At 72.1% G+C, this 17,506-nt stretch carries 19 protein-coding genes and 1 pseudogene; 6 read left to right on the top strand and 14 right to left on the bottom strand.

Features of this window, described 5'->3' with window-relative positions; genetic code table 11:
- Positions 1 to 73: 73 nt before the first annotated feature.
- From ACWD4B_RS25135 to ACWD4B_RS25115, 5 genes are all read right to left on the bottom strand, one after another.
- The gene (locus tag ACWD4B_RS25135) at positions 74 to 1,120 is read right to left on the bottom strand and encodes a cell division initiation protein (RefSeq protein WP_451422862.1); all 1,047 of its coding nucleotides are present in this window, start codon (positions 1,118 to 1,120) and stop codon (positions 74 to 76) included.
- Between the two features lie 98 nt (positions 1,121 to 1,218).
- Positions 1,219 to 1,728, bottom strand: a complete 510-nt coding sequence (gene coaD / locus ACWD4B_RS25130) for a pantetheine-phosphate adenylyltransferase (protein ID WP_336416279.1) — start codon at positions 1,726 to 1,728, stop codon at positions 1,219 to 1,221.
- Positions 1,725 to 2,324: a 16S rRNA (guanine(966)-N(2))-methyltransferase RsmD gene (gene rsmD, locus ACWD4B_RS25125; RefSeq protein ID WP_336416280.1), complete on the bottom strand. Its 600-nt coding sequence runs from the start codon at positions 2,322 to 2,324 to the stop codon at positions 1,725 to 1,727. Before rsmD ends, coaD begins: the two co-directional genes overlap by 4 nt.
- A 137-nt stretch (positions 2,325 to 2,461) precedes the next feature.
- The gene (recG, locus tag ACWD4B_RS25120) at positions 2,462 to 4,666 is read right to left on the bottom strand and encodes an ATP-dependent DNA helicase RecG (protein WP_451422861.1); all 2,205 of its coding nucleotides are present in this window, start codon (positions 4,664 to 4,666) and stop codon (positions 2,462 to 2,464) included.
- 167 nt (positions 4,667 to 4,833) lie between these two features.
- The gene (locus tag ACWD4B_RS25115; protein WP_451422860.1) at positions 4,834 to 6,516 is read right to left on the bottom strand and encodes a DAK2 domain-containing protein; all 1,683 of its coding nucleotides are present in this window, start codon (positions 6,514 to 6,516) and stop codon (positions 4,834 to 4,836) included.
- A gap of 241 nt (positions 6,517 to 6,757) precedes the next feature.
- On the opposite strand from ACWD4B_RS25115, the gene rpmB reads away from it, so the two are divergent.
- Entirely contained in the window at positions 6,758 to 6,943 is a 186-nt protein-coding gene (gene rpmB, locus ACWD4B_RS25110) for a 50S ribosomal protein L28 (RefSeq protein WP_003957616.1), read from the top strand.
- A 107-nt stretch (positions 6,944 to 7,050) separates the two neighbouring features.
- On the opposite strand, the gene thiD is transcribed toward rpmB, so the two are convergent.
- Complete coding sequence (gene thiD, locus ACWD4B_RS25105) at positions 7,051 to 7,845, bottom strand: bifunctional hydroxymethylpyrimidine kinase/phosphomethylpyrimidine kinase (protein WP_451422859.1); 795 nt, start codon at positions 7,843 to 7,845, stop codon at positions 7,051 to 7,053.
- A gap of 10 nt (positions 7,846 to 7,855) precedes the next feature.
- Positions 7,856 to 8,842: a thiamine-phosphate kinase gene (locus ACWD4B_RS25100; RefSeq protein ID WP_336416284.1), complete on the bottom strand. Its 987-nt coding sequence runs from the start codon at positions 8,840 to 8,842 to the stop codon at positions 7,856 to 7,858.
- A 150-nt stretch (positions 8,843 to 8,992) separates the two neighbouring features.
- Here ACWD4B_RS25100 and ACWD4B_RS25095 point away from each other — a divergent pair, with 150 nt between their 5' ends.
- Positions 8,993 to 9,226 carry an Lrp/AsnC family transcriptional regulator gene (locus ACWD4B_RS25095; RefSeq protein WP_336416285.1) on the top strand — a complete coding sequence of 78 codons (234 nt, stop codon included), beginning with the start codon at positions 8,993 to 8,995 and terminating at the stop codon, positions 9,224 to 9,226.
- 20 nt (positions 9,227 to 9,246) lie between these two features.
- Positions 9,247 to 9,741 (top strand): DUF3515 domain-containing protein, encoded by a 495-nt coding sequence (locus ACWD4B_RS25090; RefSeq protein WP_451422858.1) that lies wholly within the window; start codon positions 9,247 to 9,249, stop codon positions 9,739 to 9,741.
- 7 nt (positions 9,742 to 9,748) lie between these two features.
- Here ACWD4B_RS25090 and ACWD4B_RS25085 read toward each other — a convergent pair whose 3' ends face one another.
- Genes ACWD4B_RS25085 through ACWD4B_RS25075 form a run of 3 tightly spaced genes read right to left on the bottom strand, consistent with a single transcriptional unit; the run spans position 9,749 to position 12,679 of the window.
- Positions 9,749 to 10,897, bottom strand: a complete 1,149-nt coding sequence (locus ACWD4B_RS25085; protein WP_451422857.1) for a D-alanine--D-alanine ligase family protein — start codon at positions 10,895 to 10,897, stop codon at positions 9,749 to 9,751.
- A 34-nt stretch (positions 10,898 to 10,931) separates the two neighbouring features.
- Positions 10,932 to 11,933, bottom strand: coding sequence for an NAD(P)H-dependent glycerol-3-phosphate dehydrogenase (locus ACWD4B_RS25080; protein WP_336416288.1), 1,002 nt, complete (start codon positions 11,931 to 11,933; stop codon positions 10,932 to 10,934).
- The gene (locus ACWD4B_RS25075; RefSeq protein WP_451422856.1) at positions 11,930 to 12,679 is read right to left on the bottom strand and encodes a lysophospholipid acyltransferase family protein; all 750 of its coding nucleotides are present in this window, start codon (positions 12,677 to 12,679) and stop codon (positions 11,930 to 11,932) included. Before ACWD4B_RS25075 ends, ACWD4B_RS25080 begins: the two co-directional genes overlap by 4 nt.
- A 170-nt stretch (positions 12,680 to 12,849) precedes the next feature.
- Between ACWD4B_RS25075 and cofC the strand changes: the two genes are divergently transcribed.
- Together cofC and ACWD4B_RS25065 are read left to right on the top strand one after the other, a co-directional pair.
- Positions 12,850 to 13,506, top strand: coding sequence for a 2-phospho-L-lactate guanylyltransferase (gene cofC / locus ACWD4B_RS25070; RefSeq protein ID WP_451422855.1), 657 nt, complete (start codon positions 12,850 to 12,852; stop codon positions 13,504 to 13,506).
- A 10-nt stretch (positions 13,507 to 13,516) separates the two neighbouring features.
- A complete protein-coding gene (locus ACWD4B_RS25065) occupies positions 13,517 to 13,723 on the top strand; it encodes a hypothetical protein (RefSeq protein WP_451422854.1) in 207 nt (68 codons plus the stop codon).
- 133 nt (positions 13,724 to 13,856) lie between these two features.
- Here the strand turns inward: ACWD4B_RS25065 and ACWD4B_RS25060 are convergent, their stop codons facing one another.
- From ACWD4B_RS25060 to leuC, 4 genes are all read right to left on the bottom strand, one after another.
- Complete coding sequence (locus tag ACWD4B_RS25060; RefSeq protein ID WP_451422853.1) at positions 13,857 to 14,504, bottom strand: HU family DNA-binding protein; 648 nt, start codon at positions 14,502 to 14,504, stop codon at positions 13,857 to 13,859.
- Between the two features lie 123 nt (positions 14,505 to 14,627).
- Positions 14,628 to 14,873, bottom strand: coding sequence for an SCO5555 family protein (locus tag ACWD4B_RS25055; RefSeq protein ID WP_336416293.1), 246 nt, complete (start codon positions 14,871 to 14,873; stop codon positions 14,628 to 14,630).
- A 169-nt stretch (positions 14,874 to 15,042) separates the two neighbouring features.
- Positions 15,043 to 15,636: a 3-isopropylmalate dehydratase small subunit gene (gene leuD / locus ACWD4B_RS25050; protein WP_451422852.1), complete on the bottom strand. Its 594-nt coding sequence runs from the start codon at positions 15,634 to 15,636 to the stop codon at positions 15,043 to 15,045.
- A gap of 6 nt (positions 15,637 to 15,642) precedes the next feature.
- Positions 15,643 to 17,067 (bottom strand): 3-isopropylmalate dehydratase large subunit, encoded by a 1,425-nt coding sequence (gene leuC, locus ACWD4B_RS25045; RefSeq protein ID WP_451422851.1) that lies wholly within the window; start codon positions 17,065 to 17,067, stop codon positions 15,643 to 15,645.
- A gap of 102 nt (positions 17,068 to 17,169) precedes the next feature.
- Here leuC and ACWD4B_RS25040 point away from each other — a divergent pair.
- Positions 17,170 to 17,418: pseudogene (locus tag ACWD4B_RS25040) on the top strand (helix-turn-helix domain-containing protein); the annotation flags it as partial.
- Between the last annotated feature and the right edge of the window lie 88 nt (positions 17,419 to 17,506).

The raw sequence follows: 17,506 nt of genomic DNA, 5'->3' as shown, positions 1-17,506 counted from the left end.
CGAAGAGCCAGGATACTGGACGCCCCGCTCTGGGCCCAATCCGCTCCGGTTGTCCCGCTGCGGACGTGGCCGGTCAGCGGCCCTGCTCGTACCGCCGCAGCTGGTCGAGGTCGATCATCCCGGTGTCGAAGAAGCTCGTCTCGTCGAGCCCTGCGCCCTGTTGGTGCTGTTGGTGCGGTTGCTGTTGCTGCTGCGGCACCTGCTGCTGTTGCGCCTGCTGCGGCTGTGCCGCGTAGTGCTGCTGGTGGTAGCCGTACGGGTCCTGGTAGCCGCCCTGGACGGCGTACGGGTCCGGCTGCGCCGGGTAGGCCTGCGGATAGCCGTACGGGTCCTGGTAGGCCGCTGCGGGCTCCTGGTAGTCCGCATAGACGGGCTGCTGCGGGACCTGCGGCGGGCTCACCGGCTGCTGGGAGGCGGCGAGCTCGGCGAGGAAGTCCGCGTCGCTGGTGGGAGCGCCCGCCAGCGGACCGCCCTGGCCGGCCAGGGCGCCGAGCTCGTCCGCGGGACGGGCCCCCGTCAGCTTCTCGCGGCCGCGGCCGACGGCCTCCAGGGTCTTGGCCAGGACGGCCGAGACCGCGCCGAGCTTGGCGTCCACGTAGGCGTCGGCCCGCTGCCGCTGCACGCCGGGGTCGGCGCTGCGCTCCGGGGCGTCGTCCTCGCCGGGACCGCCGCCGTCCTGCAGACCGAGCAGCTTCTCCCGGCCGCGGTCGACGGAGCCGATGGTCTTGGTGAGGACGACCTCGAAGTTGGCGAGCTTGCTGTCGACGTAGTCGTCGGTCTCCGCGCGGACCTGCTCCGCCTCCAGACGGGCCTCCGCGAGGATGCGGTCGGCCTCGTCCTGGGAGCGGCGGGCGACCTCGGTGTCCGAGATCAGCGTCCCGCGCTCGGCGCGGGCGGCGTCCAGGATCCGCTCGGCCTCCTCGCGGGCGTCCGCGACGAGCTGCTCGCGGTCGCCGATGACCTCGCGCGCCTGGGCGAGCGAGCCGGGCAGCGCCGTGCGCATCTCCTCCAGCAGCGCGAGCAGTTCGGCCCGGTTGACGACGCAGGAGGCCGACATGGGCAGCGAGCGGGCACCGGCGACGGCCGTGACGATCTCGTCGAGCTTCTTCTGTACGTCCACCTGGCGCTCGCCACTCTCTTCCGACCGATGGGAACGAACGGGGACGACTGTAAGGCCAGCGGACCCCGCCGGGCACTCACCGGCGTCGCGCCGGGGCGTCAGCTCTGCGCGAGACGCTCGGTGAGGGCCTCCAGGACCAGCGGCGGCACCAGGTGGGAGACGTCGCCTCCCCAAGCCGCGACCTCCTTGACCAGGCTGGAGGAGAGGAAGCTGTAGGTGGGGTTGGTGGGGACGAACAGGGTCTCGACGCCCGAGAGGCCGTTGTTCATCTGGGCCATCTGCAGCTCGTAGTCGAAGTCGCTGACGGCCCGCAGCCCCTTGACGATGGCGGGGATGTCCCGCTCCTTGCAGAAGTCGACGAGCAGCCCGTGGAAGGCCTCCACCTGGACGTTGCCGTACTCGGCGGTGACCTGGCGGAGCAGGTCTATCCGCTCGTCGACCGTGAACAGGCCCTGCTTGGACTTGTTGATCATCACGGCGACGTGCACGACGTCGTACAGCCGGGAGGCCCGGGCGATGATGTCGAGGTGTCCATTGGTGACGGGGTCGAACGACCCCGGACAGACGGCGCGGCGCAACGGTGGTTCCTCGCTCTCCGGTCCATTCATGACGTGCCTGATGATGTCTCAGCAGTGCACGCCGAGGCGGCGCGACCGTACCAAAGCGTGCCCTCGCCGTAGCGACGGGCCCTCAGTCCGTCGAAGCCGTCCGGCCAGCGGAATTCCCCGCCTCTGGTGCTGCGCTCCACGGTGGCGAGCGCATCCTCGGCCAGCCAGCCCCCGGCGCGGAGTGTGAGGAGGATCTCCCGCACCTCCTCGTCCGTGACGGCGTAGGGCGGGTCGAGGAAGACCACGTCGTACGGAGCGGAGGGCGCGGCTCCGGAGGCGATCTGCTCGGCCTTGCCCGTGCGCACCTCGGCCCCCGGCAGCCCGATGACCCGGACGTTCTCCCGGATCACGCGCACCGCGCGGGCGTCGGCCTCCACCAGCAGCACGTGCCCGGCGCCGCGCGAGAGGGCCTCCAGGCCCACTGCGCCCGAGCCGCCGTAGAGGTCCAGCACCCGGATGCCGTCCAGGGTGCCCAGGAGGGACTGCCAGGTGGAGAACAGGCCCTCGCGCGCCCGGTCGGAGGTCGGGCGGGTGCCGGTGCCGGGCGGCACGGCCAGGCGGCGTCCGCCGGCGGTGCCGGCGATCACGCGGGTCATGGTGTCGGGGTCCTTCGCGGTGTGAGTGCCGGGTGCGGCGTGCGCCGCGTCATCAGCGTAGGCGGTTCACCGACCGCGGGCCGGTGGGGGCCGGGCGCGCAGTTCCCCGCGCCCCTTCGGGGCGCTGGTCGGGGCCGTCAGCCCTTGTCGAGGAATTCCTCCCGTTCCTCGTCCAGCAAGGCGTCCAGAGCCGTGCGCAAGGCGGGCAGGTGCTCCAGCTCGGGGTCGGCCGCCACCACCGCCGCCGCCTCCTCGCGGGCTGCCGCGATGATCTCCTCGTCGTCGATGACGGCCAGCATCCGCAGCGACGAGCGCACGCCGGACTGTGCCTGGCCGAGCACATCGCCCTCGCGGCGCTGTTCGAGGTCGATCCGGGACAGCTCGAAGCCGTCCAGCGTCGAGGCGACCGCGCCCAGCCGGGCGCGGGCCGGGCTTGCCTCGGGCATCTCGCTGACGAGCAGGCACAGGCCGGCCGCCGAGCCACGGCCGACACGGCCGCGCAGCTGGTGCAGCTGGGAGACGCCGAACCGGTCCGCATCCATGATCACCATCGCGGTGGCGTTGGGGACGTTCACGCCGACCTCGATGACCGTCGTCGCGACGAGGACGTCCACCTCGCCCGCGGCGAAGCGGCGCATCACGTCGTCCTTGGCGTCGGGCTGCATGCGGCCGTGCAGCACCTCGATGCGCAGCCCGGCCAGCGGGCCCTTGGCGAGCTGCTCGGCGACCTCCAGGACGGCGAGCGGCGGGCGCTTCTCGGCCTCGTCCTCAGGGGACTGCTTCTTGCCGTTGGTCCTGCCGTTCGCCCCCTCCTCCTCGTCGCCGATGCGCGGGCAGACCACATAGCCCTGGTGCCCGGCCTCGACCTCCTCGCGCACCCGCTCCCAGGCGCGGGCGAGGAAGTGCGGCTTGTCCTTGGCGGGCACGACGTGGCTGGCGATCGGCGAGCGGCCGGCCGGGAGCTGGGCCAGGACGGAGGTCTCCAGGTCGCCGAAGACCGTCATGGCCACCGTGCGCGGGATCGGGGTCGCGGTCATGACCAGCAGGTGCGGCGGTTGCTTGCCCTTGGAACGCAGGGCGTCGCGCTGCTCGACGCCGAAGCGGTGCTGTTCGTCGACCACGACCAGGCCCAGGTCGTGGAACTGGACCTTGTCCTCGATCAGGGCGTGCGTGCCGATGACGATGCCGGCCTCGCCGGTGACCAGGTCGAGCAGGGCCTGCCGCCGGGCGGCCGTGCCCATCGAGCCGGTGAGCAGGACGACCTTGGTGCCCCGGTCCGAGCCGCCGAGCATGCCGCCCTCGGCCAGGTCGCCCATCATCTCCGTGACCGACCGGTGGTGCTGCTGGGCGAGGACCTCGGTGGGGGCGAGCATCGCGGCCTGGCCGCCCGCGTCGACGACGGCCAGCATGGCGCGCAGGGCGACCATCGTCTTGCCCGAGCCGACCTCGCCCTGCAGCAGCCGGTGCATGGGGTGCTCGGTGGCCAGGTCGTCGAAGATCTCGGCGGAGACCTGGCGCTGGCCCTCGGTCAGGGTGAACGGCAGCCGGGCGTCGAAGGCGTCGAGCAGGCCTCCGGCGACGGGCTTGCGGGCCACGGCCGGGAGCTGGGCGTCGGCGTGCCGGCGGCGGGCCAGGGCGACTTGGAGAACGAAGGCCTCGTCCCACTTCAGCCGGGCGCGGGCGTCCTCGATGTCGGCCTTGGTGCGCGGCCGGTGGACCTTGCGCAGCGCCTCGGGCAGCGGCAGTAGTCCGCGGCCCTCCTGGAGGGCGGGCGGCAGCGGGTCGGTGACGGCCTCCCAGCCGGTGGCCTCCAGGGAGGCGAGCACCACGTCCACCGCGTTGGAGATCTTCCAGGACTCCATCTGGGCGCAGGCCGGGTAGAGCGGGATGAGCTGCTGGGCCCAGGCCTCGACGGCGTCCGCGCCGCTGTCCTTGCCGAGCATCTCGTAGGCGGGGTGCGACAGCTGGCGGACGTTACGGAAGGCCCCGACCTTGCCCGCGAACATGCCGCGGCGCCCGGGCAGCAGCTCCTTCTGGTGGTGGTAGATCGACCGCCCGAAGAAGACCAGCTGCAGCCGCCCGCTGCCGTCGGTGAGCGTGACCTCCAGGCGCTGGCCCCGGCCTGCGTTGAACTTGTGCACGCGGGCGTCGGAGACCTGGGCGACGACCGTGACGTGCTCGTCCAGCGGCAGGTCGTTCAGCCGCGTGAGCTCACCGCGCTCGGCGTAGCGGCGCGGGTAGTGGTGCAGCAGGTCGCCGACCGTGTGCAGGCCGAGGTGCTCGGCCATCACTTTGGCGGTGTTGCCGCCGAGGCTCTTGTTCAGGGGCTCAGAGAGCAGCACGTCGTCTCCAGGGGCTCCGCCACGGGTTTTCGGCTGGGGGTCTGGGGGTTATCCCCCAGAGGACTGCAGCGCGGTGTTGCCGCCGAGGGTCTTCTTGAGGGGTTCGTCTAGGGCGGGCACATGCCCCATTGCACACCATGGGTGTGACAGTGCCGGTCAGGTGCGCATCATTCGATCCCGATGAGCAGCGGCGCGCACTGCCGGCCGCCGCGGTAGACGACGGTGTCCACGGCCAGGTGGGCGTCCCGTACGTGCCGTTCCAGGCGGTCCGCCACGGTGTCGGGGACCTCGTCGCCGAGGACGAGCGTGACCATCTCGCCGCCCGCCGCGAGCATCCGGTCCAGGACGGTCCCGGCGGTGGCGGCCAGGTCCTGTCCGATGACGGCGACGTCGCCGTCGATCAGGCCGAGGACGTCCCCGGCCTGGCAGACGCCGGCCATGGTCCAGGACTGCCGCTCGGCGACGGCGAGTTCCGCGTACCGGGTGGCGCCCGCGGCGGAGGTCATGGCGACGACGTCCTCGTCGAAGCGCCGGCCGGGCTCGTGGACGGCGAGCGCGGCGATGCCCTGGACCGGGGAGCGGGTGGGGATGACGGCGACGCGCACGCCCTCGGCGCGGGCCTGCTCGGCGGCGGCCGCGGCGGTGTGGCGCAGATCGTCGTCGTTGGGCAGCAGCACCACCTCGCGCGCGTGGGCCCGGCGTACGGCCTGGACCAGCTCGCCGCTCGCGGGCGGCTCCCCCGGGCGCACGGCCACCACGGTCGCCCCGGCCTCCGTGCACAGCGTGGCCAGGCCCTCGCCGCGGACGACGGCGACCACGGCGCGCTGGACCCGCTCGCGGGTGCGGGTGCGCTCCTGGGCGGCGCCGCCGAAGTGGGTGATGCGGATCCGGTGGGGGCGCCCGGCGTCGACGCCCGCCTCGACGGCCGCCCCGGCGTCGTCGACGTGCACGTGGACGTTCCACAGCCCGTCGCCGCCCACGACGACCAGCGATTCGCCGAGCGCGTCCAGGCGGGTGCGCAGCCGGGCGACGGCCTCGTCGGCGGCCTCCAGCAGGTAGATCACCTCGAAGGCGGGCTCGGCGCCGGTGCCGGCGCCGCCGAAGTCGGCCTGGCAGCCCTCGGGGTGGTGCGCGCCCTCCGTCCACGCGCGCGTGGCCAGCGGTGCGGGCCCGGCGGTCTCCGGGCCGGGCGTGCCGCCCGCCAGGGCGCTGGACAGCGCGCCCAGCACCTCCACCAGGCCCCTGCCGCCCGCGTCGACCACGCCGGCCCGGCCGAGGACGTCGAGCTGGCCGGGGGTGGCCTCCAGGGCGGTGCGGGCGCCCTCGTACGCGGCGCGGGCGGTCTCCGCGGCGGCGGCGCCCGGGACGGCCTCGGCGGCTTCGGCGGCGGCCGCGGCCACGGTGAGCACGGTGCCCTCCACCGGGCGGGCCACACCCTCGTACGCGGACTCCACCGCGCGCTCCAGGGCCCGGCGCAGCAGGGCGCCGGCCGTGCCGCCGTGGTGATCCTCGTCACCGGCGGAGGTCAGCACCTCGGCCATGCCGCGGAGCAGCTGGGCCAGGATCGTGCCGGAGTTGCCGCGGGCCCCTATGAGCGCGCCGTGGGCCATGGCCCGGACGGCCTCGGGGAGCCCGGGCCGGGAGCCGGGGCCGGTGGTGGCGTGGCCGTCGAAGGCGGCGTCCACGGCCCGGGCCGCGGACTCCACGGTCAGGTAGAGGTTGGTGCCGGTGTCCCCGTCGGCGACGGGGTACACGTTGATCGCGTCGATCTCCTCGCGGGCCCGGCCCAGCGCGTCCAGCGCCAGGGCGCACCAGGTGCGTACCGCGTCGGCGTCGAGCGTGTGCGGCACCTGGGTCCTCCTCGGACGGCTCGGGGCTGGGGCAGTGGGCAGACTAGCCCCGCCGGCGACCGGGATGGGCAGGCCGGGCGGGGTCCGGGGCGGTCATGGTAGTTTCGTTGTCCAGGAGCGGTCGTTGTATGCTGCTCCGGTTGCCTGATGAGAATCAGGCTTTCCCCTGGCAAGCCAAGTCACCATCGACCCGGCACGCTGGGATTTCCCGTAAGTGCATCTGAAGTCTTTGGAGTGACCCGTGGCTGCCAACTGCGACGTCTGCGGCAAGGGGCCGGGCTTCGGCAACAACATTTCGCACTCGCACCGCCGTACGTCCCGTCGCTGGAACCCGAACATCCAGCGTGTGCGTGCCGTGGTCGGTCGGACGCCGAAGCGCCTCAACGTCTGCACCTCGTGCATCAAGGCCGGCAAGGTCTCGCGCTAGTTCGTAGCGCAGCCTCGCCGGTTGCTGAACCGGTCCATCCTCACGGATGGACCGGTTTTTGCTTTGTCTGCGGGCCGGTGAGGGCTGAGCGCGCGGGGCGCCCATGGTCACCCCCGGAACCGCCACCCGTGGTCCACCGGCCCGATCCCCCCGCCCAGCGGGAAGCCGGCCGCGATGGCGCCCGTCACGTAGTCCTTGGCCCGCGTGACGGCCTCCGGCACCGCGTGCCCCTTGGCGAGCCCCGAAGCGATCGCGCTGGCGAGCGTGCAGCCGGTCCCGTGCGTGTGCCGGTTCCCGTGCCGTACCGCCCGCAGCCAGTACTCCTCCTCGCCGTCGGTCAGGAGGTCCACCGCGTCCGGGCCGTCCAGGTGGCCGCCCTTGATGAGGGCCCACTCCGGGCCGAAGGCCAGCACGGCGTCCGCCGCCCTGCGCAGGTCCGCCTCGACCGCCACGCGGACCCCGGTCAGCCAGGCGACCTCGTCCAGGTTGGGCGTGGCGACCGTCGCCAGCGGCAGCAGCCTGCCGCGGACCGCGTCGAGCGCCGACGCGGCCAGCAGCGGGTCGCCGTGCTTCGAGACGCCCACGGGGTCGACGACCACGGGCGCGTGCACCCCGGCCAGCAGACCGGCCACGGTCTCCACGAGTTCGGCCGAGGCGAGCATGCCGGTCTTGACCGCCTGCACGCCGATGTCGTCGACGACGCTGCGGAACTGGGCCCGTACCGTCTCGGCCGGCAGCGGCCAGGAGCCCTGGACGCCGCGGGAGTTCTGGGCGGTGACGGCGGTGACGACGCTCATGCCGTGCACGCCGAGGGCGAGCATCGTCTTCAGGTCGGCCTGGATGCCGGCGCCGCCGCCGGAGTCGGACCCGGCGACGGTGAGCACGCGTGGAGGTATCGGCATACGGCCGAATCTACAAGTCGCCCCGCTGGTCCTCGGCGTCCAGGTCCCCGAAGTGGTCCCAGCCGCCCGCCCGGTCCCAGGGGGCGCCGTCGACGGTGACCTGCGGCAGGGCGGAGGGGCTGACCACCTCGCCGATGACCTTCCAGCGGGCCGGCAGCTTCACGTCCGGCGGGAAGGTGGCCACGATGGCGTGGTCCTCTCCCCCAGTCAGCACCCACTGCAGCGGGTCGACGCCGACCGCCTGCCCGATGTCGGACATCTGCGTGGGCACGTCGATCGCGGCCGTGTGCAGGTCGATGCGGACCTTGCTGGCGTCGGCGATGTGCCCGAGGTCGGCGATCAGGCCGTCGCTGATGTCGGTCATGGCGGTGGCGCCGAGCGCAGCCGCGGCGGGACCGGCGTGGTACGGCGGCTCGGGGCGCCGGTGGGCCTCGACGAAGGCGCGGGGCGAGCGGAAGCCCCGGACGAGCACCGCGAGCCCGGCCGCGGACCAGCCCAGCCAGCCGGTCACGGCGACCACGTCGCCGGGCTGGGCGCCGGAGCGGGTGACCGGCTCGTGGTTGCGCAGGTCGCCCAGGGCCGTGATGGCCACCGTGATGGTCTCCCCGCGCACGACGTCCCCGCCGACCACGGCGGCCCCGGCGACCTGGCACTCGTCGCGGATGCCGTCCATCAGCTCCACGGGCCAGGTGGCGGGCAGTTCGGCGGGCACCACGAGGGCGAGCAGCACCGCGGTGGGCACCGCGCCCATGGCGGCGATGTCGGCCAGGTTCTGCGCGGCCGCCTTGCGGCCCACGTCGTAGGCGGTCGACCAGTCGCGGCGGAAGTGCCGCCCCTCCAGGAGGACGTCCGTACTGGCCACGACCCTGCGGTCGGGGGCGGCGACCACCGCGGCGTCGTCACCCGGCCCGAGCCGTACCGCCGGGGTGGTGGTGAGCCGGGAGGTGAGCTCTCTGATGAGCCCGAACTCCCCCAGCTCGCCCACGGTGCCTTTCACTGAGCTCCTCCTCGGAGTGTTCCGTTCCGGTGTCCTCACCGGGTGCTGCCGCGCCGCGCAGGCCGCGCGGGTCTCCCCTCAGCCTGCGGTGACGCGGTACCGTGGCGTCTCTTCTCCCCACATGATCCTCGTAGCCGCCCTGGAGGTTCCGTGGTACAGGCGTACATCCTGATCCAGACCGAGGTCGGCAAGGCGTCGACCGTGGCCGATGTCATCTCCAAGATCCCGGGGGTGATCCAGGCCGAGGACGTCACGGGTCCCTATGACGTGATCGTGCGCGCCCAGGCCGACACGGTGGACGACCTCGGCCGCATGGTGGTGGCCAAGGTCCAGCAGGTGGAGGGCATCACCCGCACGCTGACCTGCCCGGTCGTCCATATCTAGCTCCCCCGTATGCTCGGCCGGTGAAGTCTTCGCTCCGCCGGCCCCACGGCCTGTCCGCTGTTGCCCTGCTGCTGACGGCCGTGGCCTGCTCGGCCCCGGGCGGGCCCGCGGCGCCGGCGGCACCCACGCCGCCGGCCGCCGAGGCCGCGCTCTGCCGGGCGCTGCACAAGGAACTGCCGGGGACCGTGGACGGCCGCGAGCGGCACGATCCGGTTCCTGCTTCGGACTTTACCGCCGCTTGGGGCGGCCGTCCGGCGATCGTCCTGCGCTGCGGGGTCCCGAAGCCGGAGCTGCTGCAGCGCAATCCGGGCGCGGACGCGGCGGAGATCGACGGTGTCGACTGGCTGCCCGAGAAGCAGTCCGACGGCAGCGTGCGCTGCACCACCACCCTGCGCGAGGCCTGGGTCGAGGTGACGCTGCCGAAGCAGGTCACCGGCGACGCCGGCGACATCAGTGCGCTGACCGATCTCGCCGACGCCGTCAAGGAGACGATCCCCGAGGGGATCATCTCCTAGCCGCTGCCTACCGCAGGCCCGTCGGGCGGCGCAGCGCCGCCTGGACGAGGCGGTCGACCAGCTCCGCGTAACCCACGCCGCTCTCCTGCCACATGCGCGGGTACATGGAGATCGGGGTGAAGCCGGGCATGGTGTTGATCTCGTTGATGACGAACTCGCCGTCCTCAGTGAGGAAGAAGTCCGCCCGGACCAGGCCCTCGCAGGAGGCCGCGTCGAAGGCCTGTACCGCGAGCTCCTGGACGCGCCGGGTCTCCTCCTCGGTGAGCGGCGCGGGCACGATCCCGGCGGCCGAGTCGATGTACTTGGCCTCGAAGTCGTAGAAGTCGTGGGCCGTGACGGGGGGGATCTCGGCGGGCAGGCTGGCGCGCGGGCCGTCCTCGAACTCGAGGACGCCGCACTCGATCTCGCGGCCGCGCAGCAGCGACTCGACGAGGATCTTGGGGTCGTGGCGCTGTGCCTCGGCGATGGCCTCGTCCAGGCCGGCGAGGTCGTCGACCTTGGTGATGCCCATGGACGAACCGGCCCGGGCGGGCTTCACGAAGAGCGGCCAGCCGTGCTCGCCGGCGAAGTCCACGATCTTCTTGCGGGCGGCGGAGGGGTCGTTCTGCCACTCGCGGGGGCGGATCACCACGTACGGGCCGACGGGCAGTCCGAAGGAGGTGAAGACCCGCTTCATGTACTCCTTGTCCTGGCCGACGGCCGAGGCGAGCACGCCCGCGCCCACGTACGGGATGCCGGCCAGGTCGAGCATGCCCTGCAGGGTGCCGTCCTCGCCGTACGGGCCGTGCAGCACGGGGAAGACGACGTCGACCTCGCCCAGCGCCTTGGGCACGGCGCCGGGTTCGGTGTAGACGACCTCACGGCTGTGCGGGTCGACGGGCAGCAGCACCGATCCGTCGGCCGAGTCGGCGAGCTGCTCGACGCTCGGCAGCGTACGGTCGGCGATCGCCATCCGCTCGGGGTCGTCGGCGGTCAGCGCCCAACGGCCGTCGGCGGTAATGCCGATCGGCAGCACGTCGTACTTGGTGCGGTCGATGGCTCGCAGCACGGCGCCCGCGGTGACCACGGAGATGGCGTGCTCGGAACTGCGGCCGCCGAAGACGACCGCGACGCGCGGCTTGCGGCCGGTGCTCTGGGGGGAGGTCTCGCTGCTCATATCGCGTCGAGAGTACCTGGTGGCCGGGGATGCGTCAGTGCCGCTCGGGCTTGGCGCTGCGCGACATCAGTTCCTTGAGGGCCACCATGGGCGGCTTTCCCTCGTGCACGATGCCCACGACGGTCTCCGTGATCGGCATGTCGACATGATGACGCCGGGCCAGATCGAGCACGGATTCACAGGACTTGACGCCCTCGGCGGTCTGCTTGGTGACCGCGATCGTCTCCGCGAGGGTCATGCCGCGGCCGAGGCCGGCGCCGAAGGTGCGGTTGCGGGAGAGCGGCGAGGCACAGGTGGCGACGAGGTCGCCCATGCCCGCGAGGCCGGCGAAGGTGTGCGCGTCGGCGCCCATGGCCAGGCCCAGCCGGGTCGTCTCGGCCAGACCGCGGGTGATGAGCGAGGCCTTGGCGTTGTCGCCGAGTCCCATGCCGTCGGCGATGCCCACCGCGAGCGCGATGACGTTCTTGACGGCGCCGCCGAGTTCGCAGCCGACCACGTCGGTGTTGGTGTACGGGCGGAAGTAGGCGGTGTGGCAGGCCGCCTGGAGGCGCCGGGCCACGGACTCGTCGCGGCAGGCGACCACGGCGGCGGCGGGCTGCCGGGCGGCGATCTCCTTGGCGAGGTTGGGTCCGGTGAGGACGGCGACCCGCTCGGGGCCGACCTTGGCGACCTCCTCGACGACCTCGCTCATCCGCTTGGCGGTGCCGAGTTCGACGCCCTTCATCAGGGAGACGAGCACGGTGCCGGGGGCCAGCAGGGGCTCCCACTCGGTGAGGTTGGCGCGCAGCGTCTGCGACGGCACGGCGAGGACGGTGAAGTCCGCGTCGCGGGCGGCCTCCGCGGGGTCGGTGGTGGCCCGGATGCCCATGGGGAGTTCGACGCCGGGAAGGTAGTCGGGGTTGGTGCGGCCGGTGTTGAGGGCTTCGACGAGCGAGGCGCGCCGGCCCCACATGGTCACCTCGCAGCCCGCGTCGGCGAGGACCATCGCGAAGGCGGTGCCCCAGGAGCCGGTGCCGAAGACGGCGCAGCGCGTCACTTGCTGTCCTCCTGGTCCTTCCGGCGGGCAGCGGCGCGCGCCTTCTTGTGGTTGTACGGTTCTGCAGGGACGGGCTCGTCGCGGAGTTCGGCGAGGAGTTCGGTGATGGCGGCCATGATCTTGTCGGTGGCCGCGCGCAGCACCTCGGCCGTGGGCTCCTGCCCGTAGAAGGCGGAGAGGTCGACGGGCGGACCGGCCAGCACCTTGAGGGTCTTGCGGGGGAAGAGCCGCAGCTTCTTCTCCTTCGCGTACGGCGGCATCGCCTCGTTGGCGCCCCACTGGGCGACCGGGATGACCGGAGCGCGGGTGAGCAGGGCGACGCGGGCGGCACCCGTCTTGCCCTCCATGGGCCACATGTCGGGGTCCCGGGTGAGAGTGCCCTCGGGGTAGAAGGCCACGCACTCGCCCTTGTTGATGGCGTCGACCGCGTTCCGGAACGCGGTCGCGGCGTCGGCGCTCTCGCGGTAGACGGGGATCTGCCCGGTGCCGCGCAGTATCGCGCCGACGAAGCTGCCCCTGAACAGTGCGGCCTTGGCCAGGAAACGGGGCACGCGCCCGGTGTTGTACTGGTAGTGCGCGTAGGACAGCGGGTCGAGATACGAGTTGTGGTTGACGGCCGTGATGAATCCGCCGTCCGCCGGAATGTGCTCCATTCCACGCCAGTCCCGCTTGAACAGAACCACGAGCGGCGGTTTTGCCAACACCGCGGCAAGGCGGTACCAGAAGCCGATTCTGCGGCGGGACACTCGGTCACCCTTCTCTTGGGACATGGATCCGGCACGGGCCGGTTAACGCACCCGGGGCCGGACAAGTGTCGCCCCAGGTGCCCGGTCTGTCGAGAACACCGTAACCCCGCGCTCCACGGGCGGCCGCGGCAGCGGCGAGAATGAGACCGGAGCGAAGAGAGGGGGCACGGGTGCGCTGGACTCTGGTGGTGCCGGTGAAGTCGCTGGCCCTGGCCAAGAGCCGCCTCGGGGTTGCGGGCCCGGGGCACCCGCGGCGGCCCGCGCTGGCCCTGGCGTTCGCCCTGGACACCGTGGAGGCCGCACTGGCGTGCCCGGTGGTGCGGGGTGTGGCGGTCGTCACGGACGACCCGCTGGCAGGCGCCGGACTGGCCGCCCTGGGCGCCCGGGTGCTGCCGGAGCCGCCGGGCGGCGGCGGGCTGAACGCGGCGCTGGCGCACGGCGCGCGGAGCGTGCGGGAACAGCTTCCGGACGGCGCGGTGGCCACGCTCAATGCGGACCTTCCGGCACTCCGGCCCGGGGAACTCGAGCGGGTACTCGAGCGTGCCGCGGAATTCCCGCGCGCATTTCTCGCGGATGCCGCGGGAATCGGTACGACCCTGCTGGCCGCTGCTCCCGGAATGGAATTGGCTCCGGCGTTCGAGGGCCGTTCGCGCGCCCGGCACCTGGCTTCCGGGGCACGGGAGATCCTGCTCGACGGCGTGGATTCCGTACGCCGCGACGTGGACACGGAAGCCGATTTGCGGGCCGTTCTCGCGCTGGGCACGGGGCCGCGCACGGCGGCGGTGGCCGGGCCGCTGCGGTCCGGCGCGGGGCACGCCAGGGCATAGGCTGGACGGCATGCAGGCCACCGCGTTCACCTTCGATCCCCAGACCCGGTCCGGGAGCGTTCTCCTGGACGACGGCACGCCCGTGCCGTTCGACGCGGGGGCGTTCGACGCGGGGGGCCTGCGGCTGTTGCGGCCCGGCCAGCGGGTGCGCATCGAGTGCGCGACGGCCGACTCCGGTGAGCGCCGTGTGACGTTGGTGACGCTGCAGACGTTTTGACGTTGTGCGTCGACTGCGGGCCGGCTTGGGCTGATCGCGCAGTTCCCCGCGCCCCTTCGGGGCGCTAACGCACCGCGGGCCGGCCTCCCCTTCGGGGAGACCGGCCCGGCGGTGACGCCGTTGCGTCCGCTGCCTACTTCTTCTTGGCAGTGGTCTTCTTGGCGGTGGTCTTGCGCGCCGTCGTCTTCTTGGCCGGAGCCTTGACCGCGGCGGCCTTCTTCGCCGGAGCGGTCTTCTTCGCCACGGTCTTCTTGGCGGTGGTCTTCTTCGCCACGGTCTTCTTGGCGGTGGTCGCCGCCTTCTTGGCGGTGGTCTTCTTCGCCGTGACCTTCTTCGCCGCGGCGGTGGTCTTCTTCGCGGTCACTGCCTTCTTGGCGGTGGTCTTCTTCGCGGCCGCCTTCTTGGCCGTGGCCTTCTTCGCAGCGGCCTTCTTCACGGCCGTGCCGCCCGAAAGGCTGCCCTTCGGCGCCTTCTTGACGGCGACCTCGCCGCCCTTCGGGAGCTTCTTGGTACCGGCCACCAGGTCCTTGAAGCCCTGGCCCGCGCGGAAGCGGGGCACCGAGGTCTTCTTGACCCTCACGCGCTCGCCCGTCTGCGGGTTGCGGGCGTAACGGGCCGGGCGGTCGACCTTCTCGAACGAGCCGAAACCGGTGACCGAAACACGGTCGCCGGCGCACACCGCGCGGACAATCGCGTCCAGCACCGCGTCGACCGCGTCCGCGGCCTGCTGCCGGCCACCGACCTTGTCGGCAATCGCTTCAACGAGCTGCGCCTTGTTCACGTCTTCCCCTTCGGAGACTTCGCCGGAAAGTGTTCCAGCTTTTTTCGCACGTTAGGCAGATATATACCGCAAATCAAACACGAAACGGTCTAATCACCCTTGTGCCGCAACGAACCCGACCCGTCACGGAGTTCCGTCGGTGCCGCGCTCTGAAGGGAAACGGCCCTCGTCGAGGTCGTTCATCAGCCGGTCCAGACGCCTTGCCGCGCCTGAGAGATCGTGCTTCGCCGAAGCCGTGATGGCCAGCAGCTGCCTGGACAGTGCCACCCGTACGTCCTCGGGGACTTGCAGTGCGCGCACCCTCGAGTGCGCTTCCTTCAGTCGGTCGGCGACAAGCCGGTAGAGCTCGAGTTGGCTGTCGCGTTCCATGCACCGATTGTGCCATCTGAGGCGAGTTGTCGCTTCACAGGGCCTCAACAAAGCGGTGCGCCCCCTGTCCGAAGACAGGGGGCGCATCATGCCAAACCCCGGGTGAGCAGCGAAAATCCGGGGTCCCGGAGCAGGGGTACGGACTGGGCCGAATGAGCTCGAATTGGCCTCAGACGACGGTCGTCGAGGGCTTGAACGCGGGCCTGGCGGCCTCGTACGCGGCGATGTCCGCCTCGTGCCGGAGGGTCAGTCCGATGTCGTCCAGACCCTCCAGGAGCCGCCACCGGGCGTTGTCGTCAAGGTCGAAACCGGCCGTGATGCCCTCGGCCCGTACCTCGCGCGCGACGAGATCGACCGTCACCTCGGCGGCCGGGTCCACTTCGGTGAGCTCCCACAGCCGTTCCACAGTGTCCTGCGGCAGGATCACGGTCAGCAGGCCGTTCTTGAGCGAGTTGCCGCGGAAGATGTCGGCGAACCGGGAGGAGACCACGACGCGGAAGCCGTAGTTCTGCAGGGCCCACACGGCGTGTTCGCGCGAGGAGCCGGTGCCGAAGTCCGGTCCGGCGACCAGCACCGAGGCGCCTGCGTGCTCGGGCCGGTTGAGCACGAACTGCGGGTCCTTGCGCCAGGCCTCGAAGAGCCCGTCCTCAAAACCGTCCCGGGTGACTTTTTTCAGCCAGTGCGCCGGGATGATCTGGTCGGTGTCGACGTTGCTGCGGCGCAGCGGAACGGCCCGGCCGGTGTGCGTGGTGAAGGCTTCCATGGTGGCTCAGACCCCCGCGGTGGCAGTGACGTCGGACAGGTCGGCCGGCGAGGCGAGCCGGCCCAGGACGGCGGTGGCGGCGGCCACCTGGGGCGAGACGAGGTGGGTGCGGCCGCCCTTGCCCTGCCTGCCTTCGAAGTTGCGGTTGGAGGTCGACGCGGACCGCTCGCCGGGCGCGAGTTGGTCGGGGTTCATGCCCAGGCACATCGAACAGCCCGCGTGCCGCCATTCGGCGCCCGCCGCGGTGAACACCTTGTCCAGGCCCTCGTCGACCGCCTGCAGGCCCACCCGTACCGAGCCGGGGACGACCAGCATCCGCACCCCGTCGGCCACCGCGCGGCCGCGCAGCACGTCCGCTGCAGCGCGCAGGTCCTCGATGCGGCCGTTGGTGCACGAGCCCACGAAGACGGTGTCCACGCGGATGTCGCGCAGCGCCTGACCCGCCGTCAATCCCATGTATTCCAGGGCCCGTTCGGCCGCGCTGCGCTCGGACGGGTCGGTGTACGAGGCCGGGTCGGGAACGTTCGCCGACAGGGGTGCGCCCTGGCCCGGGTTGGTGCCCCAGGTGACGAACGGGGTCAGTGCGGAGGCGTCGATGACGACCTCGTGGTCGAAGACCGCGTCGTCGTCGGTGCGCAGGGTGCGCCAGTAGGCGACGGCGTCGTCCCAGTCCGCGCCCCGGGGGGCGTGCGCGCGGTCCTCGAGGTAGGCGAAGGTGGTGTCGTCGGGGGCGATCATGCCGGCCCGGGCGCCCGCCTCGATGGACATGTTGCACACCGTCATCCGGGCCTCCATCGACAGCTTCTCGATGGCGGGGCCGCGGTATTCGATGACGTATCCCTGGCCGCCGCCGGTGCCGATGCGGGCGATGACGGCCAGGATCAGGTCCTTCGCCGTGACGCCGTCGGGCAGTTCGCCCTCGACCGTCACCGCCATCGTCCTGAACGGGGCCAACGGGAGCGTCTGGGTGGCCAGGACGTGCTCGACCTGGCTGGTGCCGATGCCGAACGCGAGGGCGCCGAAGGCGCCGTGGGTCGAGGTGTGGCTGTCGCCGCAGACGACCGTCGTGCCGGGCTGGGTCAGCCCCAGCTGGGGTCCCACCACGTGGACGACGCCCTGCTCGACGTCGCCCAGCGGGTGCAGCCGCACGCCGAACTCGGCGCAGTTGGCGCGCAGGGTCTCCAGCTGGGTGCGGGAGACGGGGTCCGCGATGGGCTTGTCGATGTCGAGGGTCGGGGTGTTGTGGTCCTCGGTGGCGATGGTGAGGTCGAGCCGGCGGACCTTCCGGCCGGACTTGCGCAGGCCGTCGAAGGCCTGCGGGCTGGTCACCTCGTGGAGCAGGTGCAGGTCGATGAAGAGCAGATCGGGTTCGCCCTCGGCGCGCGTGACGACGTGGTCGTCCCAGACCTTCTCCGCGAGTGTCCGTCCCATCGCTGTCCCATTCGTCGGTTCGTGGGTGGTGTCCGTCCAGAGTGGCGCGTCTCGCGGAAATGTGAACTTGCGTTTCACAGTGTGAGACGTGAGTATCGTTTCATGGACAACACCAATGGCCCTTCGAGCGGTGTGGGCGTACTCGACAAGGCAGCCCTCGTGCTGAGCGCTCTGGAGGCCGGTCCTGCGACCCTCGCCGGGCTGGTCACCGCGACCGGTCTCGCGCGCCCGACCGCGCACCGGCTGGCGGTCGCCCTGGAGCACCACCGGATGGTGGCGCGTGACATGCAGGGCCGGTTCATCCTCGGCCCCCGGCTGAGCGAGCTGGCCGCCGCCGCGGGCGAGGACCGAGGTGTGCGTTCATGATCGGGAACGCTAGCCGAGGGCGGCACGGTCGCGGCGCCCGCCCCAGAGCCCCAGGTGGGCCCGGATCGGCCCA

Source organism: Streptomyces sp. NPDC002536, assembly GCF_053594995.1.
Note: the sequence above shows the minus strand (reverse complement) of the source record. Positions and strands in the feature narration are given on the sequence as shown.

Excerpts from the sequence above, each read along its gene's own strand:
- coaD (WP_336416279.1), bottom strand. The coding sequence starts at position 1,728 with ATGAATGGACCGGAGAGCGAGGAACCACCGTTGCGCCGCGCCGTCTGT.
- rsmD (WP_336416280.1), bottom strand. The coding sequence starts at position 2,324 with ATGACCCGCGTGATCGCCGGCACCGCCGGCGGACGCCGCCTGGCCGTG.
- thiD (WP_451422859.1), bottom strand. The coding sequence starts at position 7,845 with ATGCCGATACCTCCACGCGTGCTCACCGTCGCCGGGTCCGACTCCGGC.
- ACWD4B_RS25085 (WP_451422857.1), bottom strand. The coding sequence starts at position 10,897 with ATGAGCAGCGAGACCTCCCCCCAGAGCACCGGCCGCAAGCCGCGCGTC.
- ACWD4B_RS25065 (WP_451422854.1), top strand. The coding sequence starts at position 13,517 with ATGCAGGCCACCGCGTTCACCTTCGATCCCCAGACCCGGTCCGGGAGC.
- ACWD4B_RS25055 (WP_336416293.1), bottom strand. The coding sequence starts at position 14,873 with ATGGAACGCGACAGCCAACTCGAGCTCTACCGGCTTGTCGCCGACCGA.
- leuD (WP_451422852.1), bottom strand. The coding sequence starts at position 15,636 with ATGGAAGCCTTCACCACGCACACCGGCCGGGCCGTTCCGCTGCGCCGC.
- leuC (WP_451422851.1), bottom strand. The coding sequence starts at position 17,067 with ATGGGACGGACACTCGCGGAGAAGGTCTGGGACGACCACGTCGTCACG.